Below are 25394 nucleotides of genomic sequence, written 5' to 3'. Positions count from 1 at the left end.
GTCAGGCTGCCTTCTTCGCGGTCGAGCGACGCACTGCGTTCGCGGCGTTCTTGAATGGGTCCAGGCCGATGCGGGTGACCGTGTCGATGAACTTCTCGTTGGCCGCGCGTTGGCCGCGGTAGGTCTCGATCACGGCTTCGATCACGTCGGTGACTTCGTCGGCAGCGAACGATGGGCCAATCACCTTGCCCACGGCGCTGACGGGCGCGTGACTGGAGCCATCCGAGCCGCCCAGGGTGATCTGGTACCACTCGCTGCCGTCCTTGTCCACGCCCAGGATGCCGATGTGGCCGCTGTGGTGGTGGCCGCAGGAGTTGATGCAACCGGAGATGTGCAGGTCGATGTCGCCGATGTCGTACAACTCATCGAGGTCTTGGTAACGCTCGATCAGGTCGTTGGCGATGGGAATGGAGCGGGCATTGGCCAGGGCGCAGAAATCACCACCGGGGCAGGCGATCATGTCGCTCAGCAGGCCGATGTTGGGCGAGGCGAAGCTGGCAGCTTTGGCCGCTTCCCACAAGGCGAACAGGTCTTCTTCGCGCACCCAGGGCAACAGCAGGTTCTGGTCGTGCGTGACGCGCAACTCGCCCTGGCTGAACTGGTCGCCCAGGCTTGCTGCCTTGTCCATTTGGTCGTCGGTGGCGTCGCCAGGGGCCTGGCCCACGCGCTTGAGCGACAAGGTCACGGCCTTGTAACCCTTGACCTTGTGGGCGTGCGTGTTGCGCTCCAGCCATTTGGTGAAGGCCACGGGCGCATCAGCGGGGGCGCCATTGCCAACGGCATCGTGCGCGACCACGCCAGCAGGCTGAACGAAGCTGGCCGACACGCGGTCTAGCTCGGCCTGGGGGATCAGGTGCGAAGAACCATCGACGTCACGCGTCAGGATCTGCTTGAACTCTTCTTCCACCTGGTCGAAAAACTTCTGGCCTTCGGCCTTGACCAGGATCTTGATGCGCGCCTTGTACATGTTGTCGCGGCGGCCATAGCGGTTGTAGACCCGCACGATGGCTTCGATGTAGATCAGGATCTGCTGCCAGGGGATGAACTCGCTGATGACGCTGCCGGTGATGGGCGTGCGGCCCATGCCACCGCCCACCAGCACTTTGAAGCCAACTTCGCCCGCGTCGTTGTGGCGCAGGTGCAGGCCGATGTCGTGCCAGTAGGTGGCCGCGCGGTCTTCCTTGGCGCCGTTGACGGCGATCTTGAACTTGCGCGGCAGGAAGGCGAACTCGGGGTGCAGCGTTGACCACTGGCGAATCACTTCGCAATAGGGGCGCGCGTCGATGATTTCATCAAAAGCCACACCCACCAGGGCGTCGCTGGTGATGTTGCGGATGCAGTTGCCGGACGTTTGAATGCCGTGCATGTTGACCTGTGCCAGCATGTCCATGACATCGGCGCTCTTGGTCAGGGGGATCCAGTTGTATTGCAGGTTCTGGCGCGTGGTGAAGTGCGCGTAGCTGCGGTCGTATTCGCGCGAGATCTTGGCCAGTTGGCGCAATTGCACGCTCGACAGCTCGCCGTAGGGCACGGCCACGCGCAGCATGGGCGCATGGCGTTGCACGTACCAGCCGTTTTGCAGGCGCAGTGGGCGGAACTCCTCGTCGGTCAACTTGCCCGCGAGATTGCGGTCCAGCTGGTCGCGGAACTGCGCCGCGCGTTGGCGGACGAACTGTTTGTCAAATTCGGTATATTGGTACATAGGGCGTCACTCGGTGAGAGCACGTATCAATGCGATCAACTAATCGCTTTATATATATTGTATGTGCTGACGATGGATATCACGGTTCCTACCAGCACCAGCATGGTTTTAGTGCTTAATTTGCGAGTCAGCACGGCGGCAAAAGGTGCGGCAAAAAGACCTCCGACCACCAGGCCTGCCACGGTGGGCCAAGGGCCGTCTTCAACCAGCACGGCAAACACCGTCGCGCTGGTGAAGGTCAGGAAAAACTCGGCCAGGTTGACCGACCCAATGGTGGTGCGCGGATCCTGACCTGTTCCGACCAGCGTGGTGGTGACGACCGGTCCCCAACCACCGCCGCCAACGGCGTCCACAAAACCGCCCAGCAGCCCTAATTTGGCCACATGCCTGGGCTCTTCGCGCTTTGTTTTGATGGTTTTAAATACCTTGCTGATGATATACAAGCCCATCAAAAACAAATAGACGGAGATGAATGGCTTGATCGCAGATCCGTCAACTTTTGAGACAATGATTGCGCCTGTGATGGCCCCTACCATGCCGGGTATCAGTAGTCTCAGGAATAAATTTTTATTAACGTTTCCAAGTTTGACGTGCGATATGCCAGATATGCCCGTCGTAAATACTTCAGCGATGTGCACACTGGCACTGGCCACGGCAGGAGAGGCCCCGGACATGAGCAAGAAAGTCGTCGAAGTGATGCCGTAAGCCATGCCCAATGCGCCATCCACAGTCTGCGCCAACAGGCCCACCGCCACAGCTTTCCAAAATTCCTTGCCATTCAATGTTTCGAGGATCAAATCCAGCCCGCTGGCACTGTGATGGCCGTTGAAAAGTCGGGTGGACAGGTAGGCGAGTGTGGCGATCAGTAGAAACACGACCGCAAACACTGCAACCCGCAACACCGGGTGACTTGAGGGGTGCGAGACTTCATCCTCAACGGGCGGAAGCCCCAAGGCCTGATGCTCGGCATTAATCGTGTTGTCGGAGAGGTCTAAGTTTCGGATCTTCATGCACGATCGCCGGGCTGTGGGGTCATTCGTCAAGCAGATTCAGCGACACTGCCAGCAGTCAACCTAAGCCGCAGATGCAGGCCAACCCACATGGGCTTGGCAAATAATGTCTTGAAGCGGCGGATGCTATCAGCGCGCACATATAAATGAAAAGAACATATTTGGACTTTGCTTATGCCTATGTGGCATATGGAGCGGGTCGGATTGGCCCCGTTGCATTGGCGCTGCTGCTGACCGCGTGCTCTAGCAGCCCCCGACCCACTGAACCATTGCCCGGCGTGCCACCACCTGCGGTATCTGCGCTCAAACCTGTGCCGCGTCCTCCCCGGATCGGCTTGGCCTTGGGCGGTGGCGCGGCGCGTGGTTTTGCCCACATTGGCGTGCTGCAGGTGCTGCACGAGCAGGGCATCAAACCAGATCTCGTGGTGGGCACTTCGGCGGGCAGCGTGGTGGCGGCCATCTATGCCGCTGGCAAGACGCCGACCGATCTGGAGTCCATGGCGATGACGTTGGACGAGTCCACCATGACCGACTGGGTGTTTCCTGGCCGGTCCGTGATGAAGGGCGAGGCGCTGGCCAAGTTCGTGCGGGCATTCACCGGAGGGCGGCAGATCGAGCAGATGGCACTGCCGCTGGGCATCGTCGCCACGGATCTGAACAGCGGACAACCCATCCTGTTCCGCCGAGGCGATCCGGGCACGGCGGTGCGGGCGTCCAGCTCAGTGCCTGCAGTGTTCACGCCGGTTCGCATCGCTGGGCGCGAGTATGTGGACGGCGGGTTGGTTTCACCCATCCCCGTGAAGTACGCCCGTCAGATGGGCGCCGACCTGGTGATCGCGGTTGACATCTCGGCCATTCCGGAAGGGCAACCGACCAAAGGCGCGGTGGACATCCTGCTGCAAACCTTCAACATCATGGGCCACAGCATCAGCCAGTACGAGCTGCAGGATGCGGACGTGGTGATGCGGCCCAGGTTGGCCGGCATTGGCAGCGGCGATTTTGGCAATCGCCGCTTGTCGATCCTCGCCGGGCGGGAGGCTGCTTTGAGTGTGCTTCAGGCGCTCAAGGAAAAGATCGCGGCCAAAACCCGCTGATGATGACCCTCACTTGGTCATGTTGAAGGGCTGGCCCTTGACCTTGATGCCTGCCTTCAAGCCGCGCTTGCTGAACCAGCCGGTGTTCATTTCCAGCACGTAGCGCACCGGCTTGGTCGAGCAATGCGGGTTGAGCGTTTCGGGCTTCATCTCGTCCAGGTTGACGATGGTGCCGTCGTCGGAGATGAAAGCCACCGACAGGGGGATCAGGGTGTTTTTCATCCAAAAACATTGCTGACCAGCCTGCTCGAAGACGAAGATCATGCCGTCATTGGGCCCCATGCTGGTGCGGTGCATCAAACCAATTTCGTGCTGTTTCGGAGTCACGGCCACTTCAGCCTTGATGTTGTGGAAGCTGATGCCCAGCATCACGGTCGGCAGTTGCTGGGGCCCGTCCTGGGCCAAGGCAGGCATGCAAGTCAGCGCACTGGCCCAAAGGGCCATGGCCAGCCGCCGGGTCGTCGTTTTCATGTGGTCGCTCATCAAAATAGGGGTCCTTGTGGCATGCAGGATTCGCTGTCTCGGGCGGCTGTGATTATTGGCAAAAAAGCACTGGCTTGCGAGTTGCTTCTTTTTAACGTACTGGCCAAGGGGCTCGCGTAGAATTCTCAGGACACACTGCCGACATCCATGGCAGTGTTTTAACGGAAACGCCAAACGCGGAGACGACAATCATGTTCCAGCACATCAAGGTGCCCGAAGGTGGGCAAAAAATTTCGGTCAACCCGGACTTTTCGCTCAATGTTCCCCACAACCCCATCATTCCCTACATCGAGGGCGATGGCACGGGTCTCGACATCACGCCCGTGATGATCAAGGTCGTGGATGCGGCTGTTGAGAAATCGTATGGTGGGCAGCGCAAGATCCATTGGATGGAGATCTACGCTGGCGAGAAATCCACCCGGGTTTATGGCCCCGACGTGTGGCTGCCTGAAGAAACCCTGAAGGTCCTCAAGGACTTCGTGGTGTCCATCAAGGGCCCGCTGACCACGCCTGTGGGCGGTGGCATCCGTTCCTTGAATGTGGCCCTGCGCCAAGAGCTCGACCTGTACGTTTGCTTGCGTCCGGTCACTTACTTCAAGGGCGTGCCTTCGCCCGTGAAAGAGCCCGAAAAAATCGACATGGTGATCTTCCGCGAGAACTCGGAAGACATCTACGCCGGCATCGAATTCGAAGCCAAGAGCGACAAGGCCAAGAAGCTGATCGCTTTCCTGCAAACCGAATTCGGCGTCAAGAAGATCCGCTTCCCGGAAACTTCCGGCATCGGCATCAAGCCCGTGTCCATCGAAGGCACCGAGCGCCTGATGCGCAAGGCCCTGCAATACGCGATCGACAATGACAAGCCCAGCGTGACCATCGTGCACAAGGGCAACATCATGAAGTACACCGAAGGTGGCTTCCGTGACTGGGGCTACGCCTTGGCCCAACGCGAGTTCGGCGCCGAATTGATCGATGGCGGCCCTTGGGCCAAGTTCAAGAACCCCAAGACGGGCAAGGACATCATCGTCAAAGACGCGATCGCCGATGCCTTCCTGCAGCAGATCTTGTTGCGTCCTTCCGAGTACAGCGTGATCGCCACGTTGAACCTGAACGGCGACTACATCTCTGACGCTTTGGCAGCGCAAGTGGGCGGCATCGGCATCGCGCCGGGCGCCAACCTGTCGGACTCGGTGGCCATGTTCGAAGCCACGCACGGCACGGCACCCAAGTACGCAGGCAAGGACTACGTGAACCCCGGTTCCGAAATCCTGTCGGCCGAAATGATGCTGCGCCACATGGGCTGGTTCGAGGCGGCTGACCTGATCATCTCGTCGATGGAGAAATCCATCCTGAGCAAGAAGGTGACGTATGACTTTGCGCGCTTGCTGGATGGCGCGACGCAGGTGTCGTGCTCAGGGTTTGGTCAGGTGATGATCGACCACATGTGAACTAGCTTCACCGCGTCTCATGACGCCCCGTAAGCCCTTGATTTTCCTAGTGAAAGTCAGGGGCTTTTTGTTTCAGCTCGTCTCACGGCAGCCCACGAAATCCCGCCACTTTGGAGGGGATTCTGGAGGGTATTTGGGGGAGAAATCCTCCAAATTCCTCCATTTGGAGGGATGGCAAAACGACCTGCGGAAACATCATGAGAAGCTGCAACTACACCCTTTCCCCGACCCGAATCAACAACACCAAGGCCAAGCGCAAGCTCTTCAAGCTCAGCGACGGCGGTGGTCTGTTCATCGAAGTGAGCCCTGGCGGCGTGAAGACGTGGCGGTATCAGTACCGCTTTGGAGGCGCCCGCAAGGAGCTCACCATCGGCAAGTACCCGGAAGTGGGTGTCGCTGATGCACGCGATAGGCACTTTGAGTGTCGCGCCCAGCTGGAGCGCGGTGTTGATCCTGCCGAAACCAGAAAACGGGTGCAGGAAGAGCGCAAGCAAATTGCGCAGGAGAGCAAGAAGCCGGTGGACGACTTCGAGGCTTTTTCCAAGCGCTGGGTCAAAGAGCGACTGCTTACCAAGTCAGACACCTATCGTGCGCAGATCGAGTCTCGCTTGGAGCGCTTCGTCTGGCCGGAAATTGGAGGCAAATTGCTGAGTGCTGTCAGGCCTGCTGACGTGCTGGAGATCATCGAGGCCTTGCGTCCCACGCCGCAGACAGCCGAAGGTGTTCGCACCATCATTCAGCAGGTCTACAACTACGCCATTCAGAAACTGCTTGTGGAGGTCAACCCGGCTTTGCCTTTGCGGGGGGTGATTCAGGTGCCACCGGCTCATCATCATCGGCATCTGCATGAGACTGAACTTGGGGCTTTCTGGCGGGCTGTGGATCGCCAGGGTGCGCATTTCGTGACCATCGCATCGACCAAAATGCTGGTCTACAGCATGTGCCGCAAATCGGAGGTGCTGCGTTCGCGGTGGAGCGAGTTCGACCTGGACAAGGCGATTTGGGATCTGCCGCCGTCGCGAATGAAAATGAAGCAAGCCCACCGGGTCTATCTTTCACGCCAGGCCGTGGAGTTGCTGCGCCTCTTGGAGTCGTTTGGTCGGGAGCCGGATGCTTATGTGTTCCCGTCAGTGCTGCGCAGATCGGTGCCGCTTGGCGATGCCACGCTCAATCACTTCTTCAAACGGCTTGATTTTGGTGTGCCGGATTTTTCCCCGCACGGAACTCGCGGGACGGGTGCAACCTTGCTTCGCGAGCATGGCTTCGGGCGTGATGTGGTTGAGCTTTTGCTTGCGCACACAGAACGAAACAAGACGGCGGCAGCCTATCACCACCACGAGTTGGCTGACGAGCGTCGTCGTGCACTGCAATATCTGGCGGACCAGATCGATCGGCTGGCTATTCCCCCAACCTCTCCTGATGCGGCGTCCTGATCGCAAAGAGCTGAAGGGGTTGCTGGCATCCCAGAATGGCAATAACCTATTTGGCGCGAGGTGTTCACATGCGAAAACTAATCTTCGTTGGCTTCATCGCTTTGGGTGGCTTGGTGGGTTTGTTCTCAGCAGTGATGGATGGCTGGGGGCTGCGGGTGGTCATGATCTGTATCGGTGTGCTTTTTGGCACGGCCATCGGTGGGGCGCTGACCCGCATTGGCGGCGGAAGACGGAACTTGAAGCAGGAGCCGGATCCGATACCAGGGATGGGCGTGACGTCAGAGGATCTGGCCGCGAACTACTGGCGTGACAAAGGGCATCCACCGTTCATGAAGCCGCCAGAAAATGAGGTGAGCCCAACCATGAGCGGCAGGCATGATGACGTGGGCTGACTATTTTTTGAGAAGATCTTTCACAGCGCCAGTAGCTGTATCGATGGTCGCTTCAGCATCATTGATGACCTGCGCTCCAGACTGTTTGAGCAAGGAGTTTTTCGAGACCAGTGTCCCGTCGTCCGTCTTGATGATTTCGCTCTTGTCGTCAAAGTCGGTTTGACCGGCCTTTGCGCTTGCGCGTATTGCGGTGCCTCGGGCTTGAACCTCCCGTCTTGTTTCTGATGGTTCCGTGGCCTGGGTTGGTTCGCCCTTGCGTAACGACCGTCCGAAACGAGAAACCTGTCCGTCATTGCCCCGGTGGCGATCTTCGATGGTGGGACTCAAGACGTTGTCATCTTTATCCTGGCTGTATCGGTGTTGGATGTCTTTAAACGAGGCGGGCAAGGCGGTGCCATCGGAGAACACGCGATTGGGCTTGAGGGACTGTCTGGCCAGTTCGGCAGCCATCAGTGTGTGTGCTGCGCTGCTGTCACCACCATATTGTTCGGCATAGCGCGTGAACATCGCCAGGTTGTGAGGATCTTGAGCGATGTCGATGGAGATGGTTTCGCCTCTTTCGTAGGCGCTGGTCATGCGTTCAGATAAAGCGGTACGTTCAGCAAGGCTCGCCTCGGCGCGTTCGGACCGTGTCGCTGCGGTCGTGAGCCGGGACGCGATGTCGCGGGCCTCTCGGGAGTCGTTGCTGATGGTGTTGATGAAGCTCGAATCTCGGGACACGCGGTCACCGAATTGCTTGAAGTCGGCGATTTGCTCGCTGGTCAAACTGCTCAGCACCTTGCGTTCATCGGCGGATAGGCCTGACAGGTAGCTCTTGTCAGCACTGGCATTGGCCTTTGCGCCAGCGAAGCGGCCATCAACGCCCACATGTCCAGAGGCGCCAAATGCGATACGTGCAACCTGAGACTGTGAGAGCCCTGTGCTGTCGGCGATGCCCTTGGAGATCTGGTCCAGGCGATTGAGTGTTTCTCCAAATTGCTCGAAGCTGCTGGACGTGGATCCGCTGCTGCTGCGGCCAGAGCGAAGGCTGCTCAGTCCTCGTGTGAATGCTTCGGAGAGGGCTACGGATCGATCCGAACTGGCAGCCAAGGCTTCGCTGCGTGCCGCAGTGACCTGCCGACTCGCGTCGGACACATCCTGTTCAGACACCCGCATCGACACAACCCGTGCGTATCAGGGCGACACGGCAGCCTGAGCCATGCCTATTTCATTGCGAGGCGACCGGCGGATAGGCAACGCCTGGTGCAGTTCAGCGAAGTGGTTCAGCCCACCCCATTGCGCCGCATCACCAATCACGTACAGGCGACGCTTGGCCCGCGTGATGGCGACGTTCAGCAGGTTGGGCTTGCCCGAGGCCCAGGCCCGGGCGCCCGATCCGGCTTGCCCCGGCGCCGTGCCCAGCACCAGGAAGACAATCTCAGCCTCCTTGCCCTGGAAGGTGTGCACGGTGCCGCAGTCAACCCCTTTGATGCCTGAGTCCTTGATCCGCGAGTCGCAGGCACCTTTGACCTTGCGAAACGGCGAGATCACGAAGATCTTCGCTGCTTTGGCCGTGCCACCTGGTTTGTCTGCAGGGGTGAAGGCCGGTTGCCCTTGAAGCGCACGCAGGCAGTCCTCCAGCACATCAAGCTCATCCTGAACCACCGGGTGCTGGCTGCGGGTGGCCTGCACATTGAGCCAGGCACTCTCGCCCAGCACGCATGAAAACGCTCCCTTCTTTGGGTGCCCCTGCTCATCCACCCGTCCATGAACCATCTGCCCGGCATAGGCGATGCGGTTGGCGATGGTGAACATCGGGTCGTCACAGCGCCGGTGGGTGCGAAGGGGCATGCCCGTCCACAGGCGTTGTGCGCTGCTGTCGTCTGCTGCGCTGGCGCCGACCGAAGCTGCCACCCACGAGCCATGTCGTGTGAAGCGGTCTGCAAGTGTCTGCACGGGCTCGTCCTTGGGTGACCACAGCGCGGGCACGCCATGGCGCTGGCGCAGTTCTTCCACCAGGCCCAGCGGCACGGTGAACACTGGCTCGATCTGCAGCGGGTCGCCCACCAGGACCGCACGCTGGCTGCGCCAGAGGGCCCCAGCTGCGGATTGAGGCGTGGCCTGGCCCGCCTCGTCGATCAGCAGCCAGCCCAGGCTGTCCTGCCCCATGCCCATGAACAGGCGGTCAAAGGAGGCCAGGGTGGTCGAGACGACCGGCACGATGAAGAAAAATGCATCCCACAGCAAGGGGCGTTGTTCCAGCGGCAACTGCTCTTTCAGGGCACCGGTCAGCATGCCATCGACGGCTTTGAGGTTGCCGATGAACTTGCCTGCGTTGGCCATCACGGTCAGGCGGTGCAATTCGATGGCCTGCAGGAAGATGCGCGCGCGCAAGGTGTCCAGCGCCGGGCTGACCGCGACCGAGGCGCGATGGCGCTCGCCAGGGGGTAAGGCCCAGAGTCGGGCATCCGGGAAGTGTTGGGCCCCGGTGTCGTGCCCCGCTTGCAAGGCGCGTTGGTGGCTGGCCAACTCACGCGCCACGGCTTGCTGTTCCAACACCAGGGTGTGGTGCTGTGCCTGCAGTTTGTCGAGCAGTGCCTGGGCCACCGCAGCTTCGCGTGCCAACTCTGCCAAGGCTTCGGCGGCTTGGGCCAGGGCCACGGTGGGTTCAGCCAAGGCCTGGCGCTGGGTGCGCATGCGGGCGCTCTCGCGTCCGAACAAGGCGCAGAGCTTGTCCCACAGGTTGGGCAAGCCGTGCGAGCGAAGCTGCATCAGTGTGGCTTGCCGGGACTCGACCAGCGCGCGCTGGATGGACAGCTTGTCGCGGCGATTGACCAAGTCCTGGCTGGCAAGGTCGATGCGGCCTGACAGCGAGTGCACGGCGGCGCGCTGCGCATCGAGCCGGTCGCGACAATCATCAATGCGCAGGGCTGCCTTCTCGGCCAGGAGCAGGACGGCGCGACGCGCCTCGAATTCATCCAGCAGGCCCAGGAACACCTTCCTGGCGGCGTGCCATTCAGCCTGGTAGCGGGGGTAGTCCTTGTCCGCTGCCTCCAGCAATTGCTTCATGGACGGGGGCAACGCCTGCGCTGGCAGGCTGGGGGCGCTACTGTTACCAGCTGCGTCGGGATCAACGCCATCGGCCTGGGCCGCGTCGGAAAGGCCCTTCTCAGCACGACGGGGCCCGGTGTAGTCTGCCCTGAAGAAGCCCTTGGCGAACGAGCGGCGGTTGCCCGCGTTGCCCAGTGCGGCGGCCACCAGCCCCCAGCAGTCGATGGGCTGCTTGTCGTCGTCCACCACCTTTTGTGCGGCAAAGACCTCGCGAATCACTTTGTCGAAATAAGCTACCGGGCCGAACTCCTCGGCCACCTTCTGGCGTGCAGGCAATTCCTGCGTGATGTTTTTGACCGCGTTGTTGTTAGTGCTGGTCACGACGATGGAGGTGCCCCCGACCACCTTGGTCTTGAGCGGGAAGAAGTTCTTGCCTGCCACCTTCACGCTGTCGTCAAACAGATCGGCCGGGCGGTTGAGCGCTGCGATCTTGCGTGCCCGCTCCGTGACCACCTCGGCGATCACGTCGCACAGCAGGGTGGTTTTGCCGGTGCCCGGTGGGCCATTGACCCCCAGGGTGCCGCCTTCGCGCCCCAAGGCGTGAAGCACCTGCGCCACAGCCGCTTGCTGCGCGAGTGCCAGCGGTGCTTTGGCAGGGGCGGGCCAACGTGCGCTGGGCAGGCGCGCCACGCTGACCAGCTCACCCATGGCCGCGTGATGTTCCAGGATGTCGATGCGCTGGCTGTCTTCAAGCGGCGCGCCGAGGTAGCAGCCCAGCGCCTTGCCAAAGGGCTTGTTCTTGCGAGCTTGCGTGATCAGACGATCCAGGTCGTCCAGGTAGAACGAGTTCAGGTAGTCGGTGGCCGCATCGAGGTTGGCATCCAGGTAGCGCCGCTTGACGCGCGTGACCCGCACGACCACACGCCAGGCCATGTCCGGCGCATCGGCACCCGCTCCGAGCAGCTTGAGCACGGTGGCCACCTCTTCATCCAGGTCGGCCCAGGTCAAGGGGCCTGGCGGGGCATGGTTGGCGCTGGTTTCCCCGTCGGCGATGGTCTTGGTGTCGGGGCTGGGTTTGGGCGCATGGTCGGCTGAGACCTGCGACATCCGGTGGCGCCGCTGCCCGAACTCGTCACGGGCACGCATCAGCCGGGCATTGATGTTGTCCAGGGATTGCGAATGCCACAGTGCATCGACGCCATGGGCAAAGCTGGCGGGCAGGTAGCTGTCCAACTTGGGGACACCATGCTCGTTGGCGACGAAGGCGGCGAGCCAGCCGTTGCCGGGGGCGCGTTGCTGCCGCTCGCGCTCACTCAGGTCCTGGTCAGGGAACACCGCTTGCAGCATCAGGCGCGAGAGGTCTTCGGTGTCAGCCACCCCGACATAGACCACGTGGATGTAGCCGTGAGCCTCGGTGGGTCTGAACTCAGCGCTCTGCCATGGCAGCAGGCTGCCGCGCTTGGGCGTGGCGATCTTGACTTGGTCCGTGCCGTCCTTGGCCGACGGCGCGGTCGGGATGTTGAAAACTTCCAGGTCACGCCAGAAGCTGAGAACAGAAAGCGCAGTGGTGGCCGATGCGTTCAACGATGGACCTCGTCAGGATGTATCGGCGCGTACTTACTGCGTGTCCTGACCGACCAGGGGGGGTGAATGGCTTGGCAGAAATCAGCCAAGCCGCAGGAGCTGAAATGGTACCGCGCTTGCGCCAGCTGATCGAGGTCAACGCAGGTCTTTGGATCGATGGGGAAAGGGCTTCTGGCGGGTCTTCTCGAACCCGTGAGATCGGCTTTGTGCCAGCCGTTTGCGGACTTGAATCCAGCGTTCCAGATGAGATTCTGAATGCATGGACAGGCGCATCGCCTGGCCCTCAACCGCGCAGGAGCCCTCATGAAATTCACCAAAGCAGAAATCGATGCCGTGATCGTGGCATCTCCCCGCACCACGGTGCCCTTGAACAAGCTGGTGTTGTCGGTGGACTACCAGGTGCGCCCGGGCGGCAGCACTTCAAAACTGAGCATCGCCGAGTTGGCCGCGTCCATCAAGGACAGTGGCGTGTTGCAAAACCTGATCGTCGTCAAAGGTGTGCAGGGCCAGTACGACGTGTGCGCCGGAGGGCGTCGCCTGGAATCATTGAACCTGCTGGCGAGCAGCGGTGAGATCCCGGACAACTACCCGGTGCCCGTGCTGATCGTGCCTGCCGACAAGGCGCTGCTGGCCAGCCTGGCCGAGAACATCTTCCATGTGCCCATGCACCCGGCGGACGAGTATGTGGCCTTTGCCAAATTGCTGGGTGCGGGCAAATCCGTAGAGGATGTGGCCGCAGCCTTTGGCGTCACGCCCCTGGTGGTCAAGCGCCGCATGAAGCTGGCCAGCGTGTCCCCCAAGCTGATGGCGCAGTTTCGTGAAGATGAGATCGGCCTGGATTGCCTGATGGCGCTGGCCCTGGTCGATGACCATGACAAGCAGGAGCAAGCCTGGGCGGGCCTGCAGCCATGGAACCGCCGCCCTGAATGCCTGCGCCAGTTGCTCACCCAGGACGAAGTCGAATCCGACCGTGACCCGGTGGCCAGGTACGTGACCCTCAAGGCCTACGAGAAGGCCGGTGGCGCCATGCGCCGCGACCTGTTCAGCGACGATGACAAGAAGGCCTACCTGCTGGATGTGCCCCTGTTGCATCAACTGGCGACGGACAAGCTGCGCAAGAAGGCCAGGCAGGTCGCCGCCGAGGGTTGGAAGTGGGTGGATGTGCAGGCGCGCTGGGTCCGTGACGACTACCTGAGCCATGGCGAGCTTCACAAGACCCGGCGAGCCCCCACCGAGCAGGAAGCCGCCAGCCTGGATGCGCTGCAAGCGAGGATGGCCGCTTTGCAGGAGCAGATGGATGCCTTGGACGAAGGCGATGAAGACCAAGCCGATGACCTGGACCGCGAGATCGCGGCATTGCAGGTGCAGTGCAAGGCCATCGAAGCCGACCTGAGCACATGGCCTGCCGATCTGATGAAGCAGGCGGGCTGCGTGGTGCATGTGGACCAGAACGGCGCGCCCACGGTGAAGCGCGGCCTGATCCGCCCCGATGACCGCAGCGACATGGCGCAAGCCGCACGCCAGGCAGGCGAGGGCGGTGCGCACGCTGGCGTGGTGTCGCTGCCATCGCCTAAGACCCGCCCGGTTCACTCTGACAAGCTGATGCGCCGCTTGAGCGCCCACCGGGTGGCCGCCGTGCAGGCCGAATTGATCGCCCGCCCTGATGTGGCGCTGGTGGCCATCACGGCCCAACTGGCGAAAAAGCTGTTCCTGAACCACGACTACCGCTATCACCAGCAGGACCAAGTCCTGGCCATCACGGCCACGGACAGCCAGTCTGATCTGCGAGCCGCCGCCGATGACATCGAAACCAGTCCGGCGTGGCTGCGGATGGATGCCGAGCGCCGGGCCTGGGCCGACAAGCTTCCGCAAGACATGGATGCCATGTTCCCTTGGCTGTTGGCGCAAGACCAGGCCACGGTGCTGCAACTGCTGGCCTTTGCCGTCGCCTCCACGGTCACGGGCATCCACGGCGTGGAGCCTGCGACCCAAAAGACGGACGCCCTGGCGCTGGCGCTTGGCCTGGACATGCGCCGTTGGTGGAAAGCCAGTGGCCCTTCATACCTGAACCACGTGTCCAAAGGTCGCCTCCTGGAGGTGGTGACCGAGGCAGTGGACATCAATGCCGCCGCGCCCCTGGCGGCACTCAAAAAGGATGCCGCCGTGGCTGCGGCCGAGCAGGCGATGGCCGGTGCGGCCTGGTTGCCGATGTGCTTGCGCACGGGTGCCTCATCGAAGCGGCCTGGCGATGGCGGTGGCACTGACCATAGCGCTGCTCTTGGAGAGACATCCGATGCTGATGCGGTGGGTGAACTGGCGGTGTGAACCTGGGCGTGTCGTGTAGCAGCCAATAAGGTGGCGCAGGGTCATGGCCTTGCGCCACCGCTGCCATGTGTTTCAGCCCTGCCAGCCCTGTGGGTGGACAGCCTCGCCATCAGCATGACCGTCAAGGTCTGGTGGGGCTTTCATGGGGCGGGCGGCACCTAAATAAGCACCAGCCGCGCGAGGCCTGGCATGGCCAGCGAGGTGGGCCACGGCCTGCCGCGCCGCCCGATCAAGCTCGGGCGCCACTGCACCATCACTGCGAACAGGCGGCGGGCCACCAGCCAGTGCCTGATAGTGCCCGATCAGCACTTCGTGCCGCAGCCCGTGCGCGGTGATGCCCAACTCGCGAACCGTGATGCCGAACTTCGCCACCACGTAGTCAAAGCGCCTCAGGTTCCTGCGCAGGTCATGGGCTGGATCACCCATGTGCGCATCCCGGCTGCACACAACACCCTGCGCAAACTCAACCGCCAGAACCCTGCTTGGGCGGTCCAGCGGGATGTAGCGCACCCGCCCCCCTTTGCCCTTGACCCACGCATACCGATCCGCTTCCTGCTGATCGGGGGGCAGGCCTGTGTCCTCAAATGGCACGATGCTCCCGAACGGCCTGAACAGCACCGACTCCTTGCGCCGCAGCCCCATCGCGTGGATCAACCGCAGCGATGCACCCACATGGCGGTCGTGCTCGCACACCTGATTGATCAGGGCGTCGATGTCCACCCCTTGCGCCGACCAACTCTTGTCCCGGCTGGCGTATTCATGCCGCTGGTATTCATCCAGGCTCAAGCCATAGTGGCCTGGCGCCCGCACGAAGCCATGCTTGCCCATCCACATGGCCAGCCCGCGCAGAAAACTCAGGTAGGTCTGGATCGTGGCCGGTGCCAGGTGCTCCTGTTGCCAGACCCGCACCATGGCCTGGATGTGCTTTTGCCCCAGGTTGCGCGGGTCGGGCACTGTCTTGAATCCCGCTTTCATCTTCAAGTCCCGAAAGAAGCGCCGCAAGAACTGGGCACGCTCCTGGCGCGTCTTGTGCGAGACGGTTTTGGCCATCGAGGTGTGCAAGGTGTTGAACAGCTCGATGAACACCTCCAACACCTTCAAGGGAGGTGTCTGGCCTGCGGGGTGGCGAGCCAGGATGTCCTGCGGCGTCTTGCCCACCCAGCTTTGCCGTCGCATGGGCTGATGCTGGCTTGATCGCCCGGGGCTGGAGGGTTCCTGAATCCGGCGCCTGGAGGGTCGAGGGGTGGATGGCTCAGACATGATGTGAATCCCATGGTCATGGGCCCGCTGCCCGAACAGCGGGTCGGGGTTGTACGAAGGTGCGCACGGGCGGTGTGCGTGGCGGTGGAATCCCATGGAAATCGCCGATGGGGCGGATTCCGTCGCCCCATCGGCGCGTGGTCAAAGATTCAGCGCGCCACCCGACCACGACAGGTGCTGCGCCTACCCAAAGGTTTGCCGGTCGGTGTGCCTGCTGTGATGCCTGGACACCGGCCCGCTCGGTCTGTCTTAAAAACGAAATGGTTGATCCGGCCCACCTGTGCATTTCTGCAGCCATGGGGTTGGTGATGCCAAGGTGCCTCAGGGGCATGGACGGCATCGGCGCAGAGGTCAGGCCTCTTGCGTCTGTGGTGGATCAGTTCTGGATTCGGAGCGCCATCCACTCGCATGGGTCCACCCCTGACCGAAAGTCCAGGGCGGTGCCGAGTTCATGAGCGAGGTCGCACGGGGAGCCTAAAAAGGCCAACACAACCGTGCGGTGCGCCGTGGCGCGTGCTCAAGGGAGGGCGGGAACAGCGGTGCGGCATCGGGTGCCGACTGCGTGCTCGAAGACCATGGCGCGTTTCAGGAACGCCCAGCGCGAACGCTGGCCAGGCCACTGGTGCATGCACTGCGAAACAATCCTCACGGCCACCACCTCAAGGGGCGATGGCAGATCCGGCTCAAAAGGCCGGAGCTTGAAGGGCAGGTAACGACTGCGACGCCTTTTGCTCCATCAGGAGCAGGGCCAGGACGGCCCTCGGGAGTGTGTAGTTGACGCCCATGGCGCAACCAGGTCAAGGCAGGCCGCCGCAATCGCCCTGGATCGTGGGGCCATGCGGGTGGCGAATGTGGGTGTCGGGACGCGTCCTTGAGCCGTGCTTATTTACCGATAGGACCGCAGAGCCAGGTGGCATGCGGGCTTGACACTAGATTGGCTTGCCTCTGGTTCCCATCCGGTCGATTGCAAAAGCGAATGTGAGGGCGGCGGTGAGGGCAGGGCGGCGTGGTGTCAGGGGTTGACGGGTGTCATTCGAATGAGAACGTGGTGACACACGCAAGGCCCCAAACGCATCTCGGTGACCTCCAGCGCCAATTCAATGTCAGTGCAGCGCAAGTTGGCTGACAGCGTGTTGGTCTGATGACGAAATCGAGTCATTTGAGCGGAGATTTTGCGTGGCGAGATCGCATCGGCATGTCGATGCTGATCACCCCTGAAACCTTGTTTTGGAGTCTCATTATGGAATTGATCGTCAGAGCGGTGGATGTCGGATCGGGCAACACCAAGTTCGTCACGGCCGCAACGGGCACGGACATCCGCTGCGCCAGCTTCCAGTCCGTCGCCTACCCCAGCAGCGATGCGTTGCCAGCGAGCGAGCGCCGCCAAACGGTGTGCATCCCTGTTGGTCCTCTGTTCTACGAGGTCGGCCCTGATGTCGGCCTTGCAGCAGATACCTTCCGGGCCAGACAACTGCACGATGCCTACACAGAGTCGCCTGAGTACCTGGCACTGCTGCGTGGGGCGTTGAGCATGATGAAGCTGCGTCACATCGATCTGCTCGTCGTCGGCTTGCCTGTTTCACACTTTGCAGCCAAGAAGTCCGCACTTGAGAAGCTCATGGTGGGCAGTCACGATGTGGGCGGTGGACGAACGGTGACGGTCGGCAAGGCGCTCGCCGTGGCGCAGCCTCAGGGGGCGTTGGTTCACTACGCATCCGAGCACAAGAGAATGACCACCATCGGCAACGAGCAAAGCCTGATCATCGATCCGGGTTCGCGAACTTTCGACTGGATCGTGGCCCGGGGGATGCGCATGGTGCAAAAGCAAAGCCACTCCCTCAACCGAGGCATGTCAGATGTGTTTCGCTTGCTTGCCCGTGACATCACGAAGAGCATTGGCACGCCATACAACGACTACGACGTTATTGACCGGGCACTGCGTACCGGCAAGTCGCCGGTGATCTACCAGAAGGCCTACGACATGAGCCGCCATTTGCCCTTGGCCGAATCGGTGGCTGCGCAGGCGGTATCGACCATGAGGGAGTGGATCGAATCACCGCACAGCCTGCAGAACATCATCCTCGTTGGGGGCGGGGCGTTCCTGTTCCGAAAGGCGGTCAAGGCGGCGTTCCCACTGCACAAGATCCATGAAGTGAAGGAGCCGATGTTCGCCAATGTGCGGGGCTTTCAGCTCGCAGGGCAGAACTATGCGCGTACCGTGATGCAGGCCTCGCGCTCGGACCAGGGTGGGGCCGAGGCGGGATGTGCTGAATGAGCGCCGATGCCAAAGTGCCGGGTGAACCGATCCGCTTGGTGTTTGAGCTGACCCGGGCGGATCACCCCAGGCTTTACGATGATCTTATCCGATTTCCGAAGGGGACCAAGCGGATCAATCGCTTGAGGGTGCTTGCCTACGATGGTTTATTGGTTCAGGGCGGACAGTTCGTTACGGCATGGGCTTCTGGGTCGATCGGTCAGGGCCAGACCAGTGCCGATGACGCCAGCGGTGCCATGACGAATGACTTGTTCGTCCCGTCGTTGAGTGGCTGAAACGGGGGTGCGGCAGAAAACTTGGACTGGTTAAACAGCGATTCCTAGGCTTCTGCGATGTTCGATTCGGCTGCGGGCTCCAAGCGAGACTTTGATCCGTGCATCGTTGTACCACCGGATGTAGGCGTCCAAGTCAGCGATGAACTCGTCGATGGTCGTGTGCAGCCAGTCACGAGAGAAGAACATCTCGATCTTCAAGCGGCCGAAGAAGCCTTCGCATGCTGCGTTGTCGGGTGAGCACCCCTTAAGCGACATGGAGCGAGTCAGCTTGGTGTCGGCGATCCGCGATAGCCAGCCGGGCCAACGATAGTGTCCGCCACGGTCCGAATGCACCACGGGCCGAGAACCGCTGGCAGAGATCTTGTCGATGGCCGCGTCCAGCATCGTGTTGACCAGCTCGGCATTTTGTCGTGTACCGATCGACCAACTCACGACCATGCCATCAAAGCAATCGATCATCGGCGATAGGTAGATCTTCCCTGCCGGGATCTGGAATTCCGTGATGTCGGTGAGCCACTTCTCGTTCGGTGCACTGGCGTTGAAGTCACGGTTGAGTAGGTTGTCCGCCTCGTATGAAAACATGAACTACCTCCAGGTAGTCCAAGAAATCGTCCGCACCCCCTTGGCTCAATTTTCGGTCGGCGTCAACACCTGGCCAGCGAATCGAGCTTCTGCGGCGTCCTGCGCGAGCACGGGCAGCGTGATCACCGCGTTTGAGGCTTCAAGGATGGGCTGGGTTGACGAAGGCTAGCTTCCCCGTTTGATGAGATGCTGTGCAGCCCTGGGCCCGCAAAGATGCTGAATGCGCGTCAGCCCGTTCAGTCGTTTCTTTGCTGCTGCGGACTGTTGGAATCAGAACCGGATCAATCCTTTTGCCCTGATGCGTTCCTTGCCATGGAATTGCTCGTTGAGGTACAGGTTCATCGCTTCTTGCTTTTGTTGAGTGGAAAGATTCCCAGACGCTTGCAGGCGCTCCCATTCGTTACGGGCCGCAGTCACGCGTCGATCCCACGCTTCCCAGTCTGCATCCACCTGGGCCAATCGATCTGCCGCCTCCTCGCCATAGCGAGTCACGCGTTCGGTCCTTACGGCGCCAGGATCTCTGCCGGGACTTATCTGAGGTACCGGTTCGCCTGGATCGGGTGGAGGAGGGCGGCCAGATTCAAGTTGCGCGAGATGGTCGACGAAGTGCTGCTCATCGTTGCCGAAAAATGCCTCCGCCCACGCGATGCCGAGGATTCGGCGGCGCACGGCTTTCTGCTCTTCAAACAAAGGGGTCCAAGTACTGCGGTCACTTTGCGAGTACCGGCTGGTCCATTCGTAGTTGCGAACTAAGCAGTATTGGTCGAAAACACTCATGATCTGGCTGGCCAAAAGAGCGCCGTGAGCCCGCTGAGCCTCGTCGTTGACCAGACTCCGGATCTCCTTGGTGGTAGCCTGTCCCAGGCCAAGCAGGTAGTACTCGAAACGGCTGCGTAACCCATGACAGGGCTTGAGCGAAAGTGCGGGTGTAACGCACCACTCGCCTGCGGGCTCAGTTCCTTGAAGCGCCCCGTTGAGCAACAGGCGCTTCCTCACTTGATCCGGATTTTGAATAAGCTCCTCGGACTCAGCTGCTGGTGATGGGCTGGTACGGTCAGCTGTCGTCAAGCTCCAGCCATGGCTGGATGAGGCTTGTCCTTGGGCTCGTGCCGATTCATCAACATCGCTTCGATTGAGTAGCCCCATGCCACCGATGCCGGCCATTGCGACAAAGCATGCTGCTATCCATTTGCGTCTGACTTGCATTTATCGCTTCCACTATTGAGCGCATTGATAAGAGGTCGGCGTTGCCGCCGACCTCAACAACTTAGGGATGGAGCAGGTTCACAGGCCCTTGTTCTTCAGGCGGTTGACCATGCTCACGTAGTAGGCCTTTGGATCGGGCGCGCCCTTGCCAATGGTCCCCAGCACTTGGTTCACTTCATCCAGATGGTTCCAAGGAAGTGCCAGGTCAATCGCCTTGCCCCAGGTGGCTTCGCCTGGTGAGACCAAGCCATCGTTGGCTTGCGTGCCGTAGTACTTGCCGGTGTAGGCCAGCAGGGCGTCCGAGATATCCCAGCCGTTGGTTTTCACCACATTGCCAGCGTACGAGTAGAAATATTGGCCGTTGGCGGTTTCGCTGTTACGACCGGCGGGGTACTGAGCGTTGAAACGTGCAGAGTCTTCCGAGCTCAGAGCCTTCAGGGCGGTCTTGAGGTCGGCATTCTGATAGTCCTTGGCGCCAGTGAGCCAGCCAATCAATTGGAGGCCAGCCGTTGCGGCCTGGTCGAAGGCCCCGTCAGGGGTGGTGCCCTTGAGGATTTCATCGGCGACCTTGCTGCCGTAGTGAGTGCCAGACATGGTCGATACGCTCGCGATGTCGTCTCGCGTGGCGGCCGAGTAGCGAACGGTTGGACCGCCATGACTGTGGCCAATCAGGTTAAATTTCTTGATCTTGTTGTACCAGGGGCTGGCAGCCTTCCAGGCGTCGAGCTGCTTGTTCAGCTCCTCGCCGCGGTACTCGGTGGTCTGCGAAGGGTTAACCTGGGCGATGAACACCGTGGCACCTTCATCGCGCAATGCACCTGGAATCTGGTAGAAGTAGTTGATACCAACGATGTTATCGAACCCGATGAAGCCATGGACCAGTACAACGGGGTACTTGGTCTTGGCCGAAGTGCCCGCGTGAGCGGCGGGAACCGTGGCCACAGCGGCCGCCGCAATGGCGACGGCGGTGGCGGTACGGCGAATGGTCAGTGCAATCATGTTTGTTTCTCCTCAAACGCACAGCGACGTGCTGCCTAAATATTATTTAAACTGAATTCGCAAATGATCAAAGGGACAAACCCGCCCTTTGTCGGTGAACCACCGGTATGAATGATATGGTTTACGCTGATTGAATAACTTGGCCGGACACGAATCGGGTATATATCGGCCAAATTGATTTTTACTTGGACAGACGGGTGGAAAGCGCGTCGCACGGGATTTCAATGAAGTGGTTCTCAATGCTGATGCCGTCCATGCCCTACATTAATATGCTGGAGTTGGAAGAAGCAAGGCTCTCGCCATCCGTGGCCTAGCGTTTTTACCTCTATGTGGGAGACCCTGAGCTGCAGGTGTCTTGTCGGCAGGCCATCACTGTTCTGGGAAGACGCAACGTTTGATTGAAGATCCTGCACTTGGCCACCACTGTAGGCTGTGCAGAACACGGGTGTCCTTACGGATGCTGAACTTGGTCTTGAATAATCCCTGGTTGATGAATTGTTCTGCTCCTTTTAGGTTACGACACGTTCTTTGAAGTGAATTTCTGGCCATTAAGAGCTGATCTCATTTCAATGCCTGCCGCATAACTCGAAGCTTGAGAGTTTCTTTCGGCGCCCTGTAATTTCAAGCAGTCGCACATTGCATCGTCATGGACGATGCCGCATGCCGGATTGCCTCTTCGCTTGGCGAATCAGGTGGTTCATCAGCCGTTAAATTATTACTTGACCAAGAAATGCCGACGCTGAGGTCCGGTTCGAATATAATTTTACTGATTAATTGTCAAGTCCCGGCTGGTTATAAACACGCTTCTTGAACAATTCAGGTTTTTTGGAGTGCCAGTGTTTCAGCGCCTGAACGGGTGAGAGGTGTTTGAGCGCCCGTTGCGGGATGAGATGGTTGTAGGTCTTCATGTAGCTCATGAGCGTCGCTTCCAACTCGGCTGCTGAGGAGAATCGAGTCTGACTTACGACCTCACTGATTCTGCCGTTGAAGCGCTCGACCATGCCGTTGGTCTGCGGGTGGCGTGGTGGGCACAGGCGGTGCTCAATGTTGAGTGCCTTACAACGTACGTCGAACTTGTGGCGCCCCGTTGGCTCACGCTTTTTGCTGGTGAAGCGGTCGGTGAACTGGCTGCCATTATCCGTGAGTAGCTTGATGATCTTCATGGGTGCTGTTTGTTCAAGGCGGTTCAAGAAGTCCACGCTGCTGTCCTCGCTTTGATCAGCGTAGATGTGTATGAACACCCAGCGCGTGGCGCGGTCGATCGCCACGAACAGGTAGCGCCTCTCGCTCTCGTCTGGCATCTGCGGCAGGTACTTGATGTCCATGTGCAAGAAGCCCGGCTCGTAGTCCTTGAAGGTTTTGAGGGGGCCTTGGCCTCTCCGGCGTCAGCAAGCGCCTTGGCTTGGAGCTCTCGCAGATTGCCCACACCGTGGCGGCGCAAGCATCGATCCAACCCGGCACGCGAGACTTCTGGATTGATGAACTCGCGCACCACCGCGACCAGGTCATCCAGCGGCAGCAGCGCCATGCACCGCAACTCCACTGCGATGGCCTCCTGCGCGGGCGTCAGCGTTGTGTTGAGCTTGTGCGGCCGGTGCGAGAGATATTCAGGGCTCTCGCGACCCTTCCATTTGCGCGCCGTCGCTTTGCTGATGTTGTAGCGTTCTGCCAGATCCACCAAGGTATCGGTCGAGTCCTTGATCTCTGCTCTGGTTCTCGGCGTGGTACGGGCTCGGGCGTGTATTTGGCTCATGTGGGCTGCTCTGCTTTAAAGGACTCAATCACGCCGCGCATTACATCCCTGGCTCGGAAGAGTGGCCAACTTCGACGGGGTATATGATCACTCGAGACTGGGCAATTAATCGCTATCTGCAATATCTAGAAGATCCACCTTCAAAAGGTAAGCGTCCGACCAAGGCCCATCTTGCCAGCGCATAACGGATCAGCTACAGCTTGATCTCATACAGGCGGTCCTGGGCTTCCTGCACATTGAAGGCGTTGGGATCAAAGGGGCGGCCGATCCATGCCGTCATGTCGTCATGCTCCGGATGCGCCGGGTCGGCGATGGCTTGCAAAAAGTCGGCGTAACCGGGCGTGCCACCCACATCCTCGGGTGGACACGCACCCGCGCCGGCCAGGCACATGGGGAACTGCAGCTTTAGTTCGGCAGGCATGGTGTCGACCCGCTCGACCTTGATCTTGTGGGCCCAGTCATCCCCGAAGTCGTACGTCCAGGTGAACGTGGTGCTGTAGCCGAGCGCTTTGGTCAGCGTCACCTTGGATTCATCGCCCATCGACTCATCCGGCCAATCTGGATTTGGCACGCCATATCTGCCTTCAGCGAACTCGAACTCATGCAGATGCCCACCGTCCCAGCCCATGACGCGCAGCAAGACCACATGCAGCTTGGGCAGGCGGATGCTTGCGGGTACCAACACGCGTCGCCAGACCTTGGGGAGCACGCCCTGCAGCTCGACCTTGAGTTGCAGTACTTTGACGTTTCTGGTGGATGACCCGACGAGCTTGAGCGAGGGCCTGTTCGATGAGGTGACCATGGCTCACATTGTGCCGATGGTCTGGGGGCTCATGCCGCCTGGCGTTGATCGGGCGTGGCCTGTTGCGGTGGACACAGCCGCCACGGCAGCAACTCATCGATGCGGTTGATGGGGTGATCGGCAATGCGTGCCAGCACCTGGTGCAAGTAGGCGTATGGATCGATCCCGTGCAGCTTGGCCGTGCCCAGCAGCGTGTAGACGATAGCGGCTCGCTCACCACCCGCATCCGATCCCAGATGCAGGTAGTTCTTGCGCCCGATGGCCACGCCGCGCAGTGATCGCTCAGCGATGTTGTTGTGTGCCTCCATGGGGCCATCGTCCACGAAGCGTGTGAGTGCTCGCCAGTGGCTCAGGCTGTAGCCGATGGCCATCGCCATCGGTGACTTGGCCGATAGCTGGGCCTGCGTCTCTGTGATCCGCGTACTTGCTCACCAGCACATGGGCCAGCAAGCCGGCGCCGGCCATGCCTCGATCGACCTGGCGGCTCGGTGCGCTGGCTTGCACAATGCTGTCGCACGCCGGGCAGGCCAGGCGCGAACGCACATGGCGAATGACCTTGAACTGACCGGGCAGGTAGTCGAGCACTTCGCTGACGTCCTGGCCGATGGGGCGCAGCGCGTCCAGGCAGGCACCACAAGCACGATCTCGCGAGGCAGGTGTGCTGGCAAATCACGCAGGCCCGGGCGGCCCTTGCGTGAGCGCTTGCGGTCGCTGGCGCCAGCTTCAGGCTCGTCGTTGGCTGCTTAGGGCTCAACCGTTGTGGTGGGTGCCAGCAACTCCATCTGCACAGCCGCATCGAGCTGCTCGCTGCTGCGGCCGAAGTGCATGCGGCGCAGGTAGGCGATCTCGGTCTTGAGCTTGTCGATCAGCAGCTTGGCATGGGCCAACTCCTGGCGGCTGTCGCGCAACTGGCGGGACAGCTCGGAGTGGTCATGCGAGTGCGGATCGTGCGACATGACGATACTGTGCCCAAGGCACGGCGATCACGCCACGGGAGATGCGATGTCAACCAGACTCAGGCAGCACGTTCTGGTCGCCAGGTGCGCTCGGGCATGCGCCAGTCGATGCCTTCGAGCAGCATCGACAACTGCGCGGGCTCAGGCTGACCTTGCCGCCATCTGCCTGCGGCCATACGAAGCGCCCCTTCTCCAGGCGCTTGCTCAGCAGGCACAGCCCTTGGCCATCCCACCACAGCAGCTTGATGATGTCACCGCGCCGACCACGGAAGACGAACACATGGCCGCCGAATGGATCTTGCAGCAAGACTTCTTGCGCCACGGCGGCCAGGCCATCGAAGCCCTTTCGCATGTCGGTGTGGCCAGCAGCCAGCCAGACGCGGGTGACGCGCTGCGCCTCAGCGCGGTCCCCGTTGTTGATTTCATGCTGCTGGACCCATCCCAGCAGCGTCTGTGGCACGCAGCCAATCTTGGGCGCAATCGATTCGACTGCGCCCCACAGCGAGGGGTACTCCCCACGATGCTCTTGCACCATGCGCACAGCGCGCTCGCGGACTTCAGGTGAGAACTTGTTTGACTTCTTCATGGCTCCATCTTCTCAAAGGTTGGAGCCTCCTCAAAAACCGGGGCGATTCAGCATGCATTGCGCCGCCGTGGTCAGCATGGACGGATGACCTGGGCCCGGTTGCGGCGCTACGTCACACGCTACCTTCCACTCGTTCGGGTGCTTCATCGTAAGCGTCCAGCAAACACATGTTGACATCCCGTCAACAGCCTGGAATCAGGCG

At 60.6% G+C, this 25394-nt stretch carries 17 protein-coding genes and 4 pseudogenes; 7 read left to right on the top strand and 14 right to left on the bottom strand.

Annotation, left to right across the window (positions count from 1 at the left end):
- Position 1: 1 nt before the first annotated feature.
- Positions 2 to 1702, bottom strand: a complete 1701-nt coding sequence (locus PSV38_RS12745) for a nitrite/sulfite reductase (RefSeq protein ID WP_300547965.1) — start codon at positions 1700 to 1702, stop codon at positions 2 to 4.
- A gap of 35 nt (positions 1703 to 1737) precedes the next feature.
- Complete coding sequence (locus PSV38_RS12740) at positions 1738 to 2712, bottom strand: sulfite exporter TauE/SafE family protein (protein WP_300547963.1); 975 nt, start codon at positions 2710 to 2712, stop codon at positions 1738 to 1740.
- 278 nt (positions 2713 to 2990) lie between these two features.
- Here PSV38_RS12740 and PSV38_RS12735 point away from each other — a divergent pair, with 278 nt between their 5' ends.
- Complete coding sequence (locus PSV38_RS12735; protein ID WP_366526656.1) at positions 2991 to 3806, top strand: patatin-like phospholipase family protein; 816 nt, start codon at positions 2991 to 2993, stop codon at positions 3804 to 3806.
- A 9-nt stretch (positions 3807 to 3815) separates the two neighbouring features.
- Here the strand turns inward: PSV38_RS12735 and PSV38_RS12730 are convergent, their stop codons facing one another.
- On the bottom strand, positions 3816 to 4277 hold the full coding sequence (locus PSV38_RS12730; protein WP_300547961.1) for a DUF192 domain-containing protein: 462 nt from the start codon (positions 4275 to 4277) through the stop codon (positions 3816 to 3818).
- 203 nt (positions 4278 to 4480) lie between these two features.
- Between PSV38_RS12730 and icd the strand changes: the two genes are divergently transcribed.
- The 3 genes from icd to PSV38_RS12715 all read left to right on the top strand — a co-directional run bounded on the left by icd (position 4481) and on the right by PSV38_RS12715 (position 7559).
- Entirely contained in the window at positions 4481 to 5734 is a 1254-nt protein-coding gene (gene icd / locus PSV38_RS12725) for an NADP-dependent isocitrate dehydrogenase (protein ID WP_300547959.1), read from the top strand.
- Positions 5735 to 5931: 197 nt separating this feature from the next.
- Positions 5932 to 7167, top strand: coding sequence for an integrase arm-type DNA-binding domain-containing protein (locus PSV38_RS12720; RefSeq protein WP_300547958.1), 1236 nt, complete (start codon positions 5932 to 5934; stop codon positions 7165 to 7167).
- A gap of 35 nt (positions 7168 to 7202) precedes the next feature.
- Positions 7203 to 7559: a hypothetical protein gene (locus tag PSV38_RS12715; protein ID WP_300547956.1), complete on the top strand. Its 357-nt coding sequence runs from the start codon at positions 7203 to 7205 to the stop codon at positions 7557 to 7559.
- Here the strand turns inward: PSV38_RS12715 and PSV38_RS12710 are convergent, their stop codons facing one another.
- Both PSV38_RS12710 and PSV38_RS12705 read right to left on the bottom strand, forming a co-directional pair.
- Positions 7560 to 8714: a hypothetical protein gene (locus PSV38_RS12710; protein WP_300547954.1), complete on the bottom strand. Its 1155-nt coding sequence runs from the start codon at positions 8712 to 8714 to the stop codon at positions 7560 to 7562. It lies immediately after the preceding gene.
- Between the two features lie 18 nt (positions 8715 to 8732).
- Positions 8733 to 12173: an ATP-binding protein gene (locus tag PSV38_RS12705; RefSeq protein ID WP_300547953.1), complete on the bottom strand. Its 3441-nt coding sequence runs from the start codon at positions 12171 to 12173 to the stop codon at positions 8733 to 8735.
- Positions 12174 to 12476: 303 nt separating this feature from the next.
- Here PSV38_RS12705 and PSV38_RS12700 point away from each other — a divergent pair, with 303 nt between their 5' ends.
- Positions 12477 to 14498, top strand: a complete 2022-nt coding sequence (locus PSV38_RS12700; protein ID WP_300547951.1) for a ParB N-terminal domain-containing protein — start codon at positions 12477 to 12479, stop codon at positions 14496 to 14498.
- 72 nt (positions 14499 to 14570) lie between these two features.
- Here PSV38_RS12700 and PSV38_RS12695 read toward each other — a convergent pair whose 3' ends face one another.
- Positions 14571 to 15674, bottom strand: coding sequence for a phage integrase N-terminal domain-containing protein (locus PSV38_RS12695; RefSeq protein ID WP_300547950.1), 1104 nt, complete (start codon positions 15672 to 15674; stop codon positions 14571 to 14573).
- Between the two features lie 1324 nt (positions 15675 to 16998).
- Between PSV38_RS12695 and PSV38_RS12690 the strand changes: the two genes are divergently transcribed.
- Both PSV38_RS12690 and PSV38_RS12685 read left to right on the top strand, forming a co-directional pair.
- Entirely contained in the window at positions 16999 to 18033 is a 1035-nt protein-coding gene (locus PSV38_RS12690; RefSeq protein WP_300547983.1) for a PRTRC system protein D, read from the top strand.
- Positions 18030 to 18308, top strand: a complete 279-nt coding sequence (locus PSV38_RS12685) for a hypothetical protein (protein WP_300547949.1) — start codon at positions 18030 to 18032, stop codon at positions 18306 to 18308. The genes PSV38_RS12690 and PSV38_RS12685 overlap by 4 nt, the downstream gene beginning before the upstream one ends.
- Positions 18309 to 18338: 30 nt before the next feature.
- On the opposite strand, the pseudogene PSV38_RS12680 reads toward PSV38_RS12685, so the two are convergent.
- The 8 genes and pseudogenes from PSV38_RS12680 to PSV38_RS12645 form a co-directional block, all read right to left on the bottom strand.
- Positions 18339 to 18872: pseudogene (locus PSV38_RS12680) on the bottom strand (IS3 family transposase); the annotation flags it as partial.
- A gap of 288 nt (positions 18873 to 19160) precedes the next feature.
- Positions 19161 to 20096 carry a lipase secretion chaperone gene (locus PSV38_RS12675; RefSeq protein WP_300547947.1) on the bottom strand — a complete coding sequence of 312 codons (936 nt, stop codon included), beginning with the start codon at positions 20094 to 20096 and terminating at the stop codon, positions 19161 to 19163.
- Between the two features lie 78 nt (positions 20097 to 20174).
- Positions 20175 to 21095: an alpha/beta fold hydrolase gene (locus tag PSV38_RS12670; RefSeq protein ID WP_300547945.1), complete on the bottom strand. Its 921-nt coding sequence runs from the start codon at positions 21093 to 21095 to the stop codon at positions 20175 to 20177.
- Between the two features lie 770 nt (positions 21096 to 21865).
- Positions 21866 to 22848: pseudogene (locus PSV38_RS12665) on the bottom strand (IS481 family transposase).
- Between the two features lie 193 nt (positions 22849 to 23041).
- Complete coding sequence (locus PSV38_RS12660) at positions 23042 to 23650, bottom strand: plasmid pRiA4b ORF-3 family protein (protein WP_300547943.1); 609 nt, start codon at positions 23648 to 23650, stop codon at positions 23042 to 23044.
- A gap of 29 nt (positions 23651 to 23679) precedes the next feature.
- Positions 23680 to 24606: pseudogene (locus PSV38_RS12655) on the bottom strand (transposase).
- Positions 24607 to 24655: 49 nt separating this feature from the next.
- Positions 24656 to 24958 carry an IS66 family insertion sequence element accessory protein TnpB gene (gene tnpB, locus PSV38_RS12650; RefSeq protein WP_366526658.1) on the bottom strand — a complete coding sequence of 101 codons (303 nt, stop codon included), beginning with the start codon at positions 24956 to 24958 and terminating at the stop codon, positions 24656 to 24658.
- Between the two features lie 51 nt (positions 24959 to 25009).
- Positions 25010 to 25192: pseudogene (locus PSV38_RS12645) on the bottom strand (IS3 family transposase); the annotation flags it as partial.
- Between the last annotated feature and the right edge of the window lie 202 nt (positions 25193 to 25394).

The organism is Aquabacterium sp. (assembly GCF_029946005.1).
In the GTDB taxonomy this organism is placed as follows: Bacteria; Pseudomonadota; Gammaproteobacteria; order Burkholderiales; family Burkholderiaceae_C; genus Aquabacterium.
This window is presented reverse-complemented; position numbering and strand designations above follow the sequence as displayed.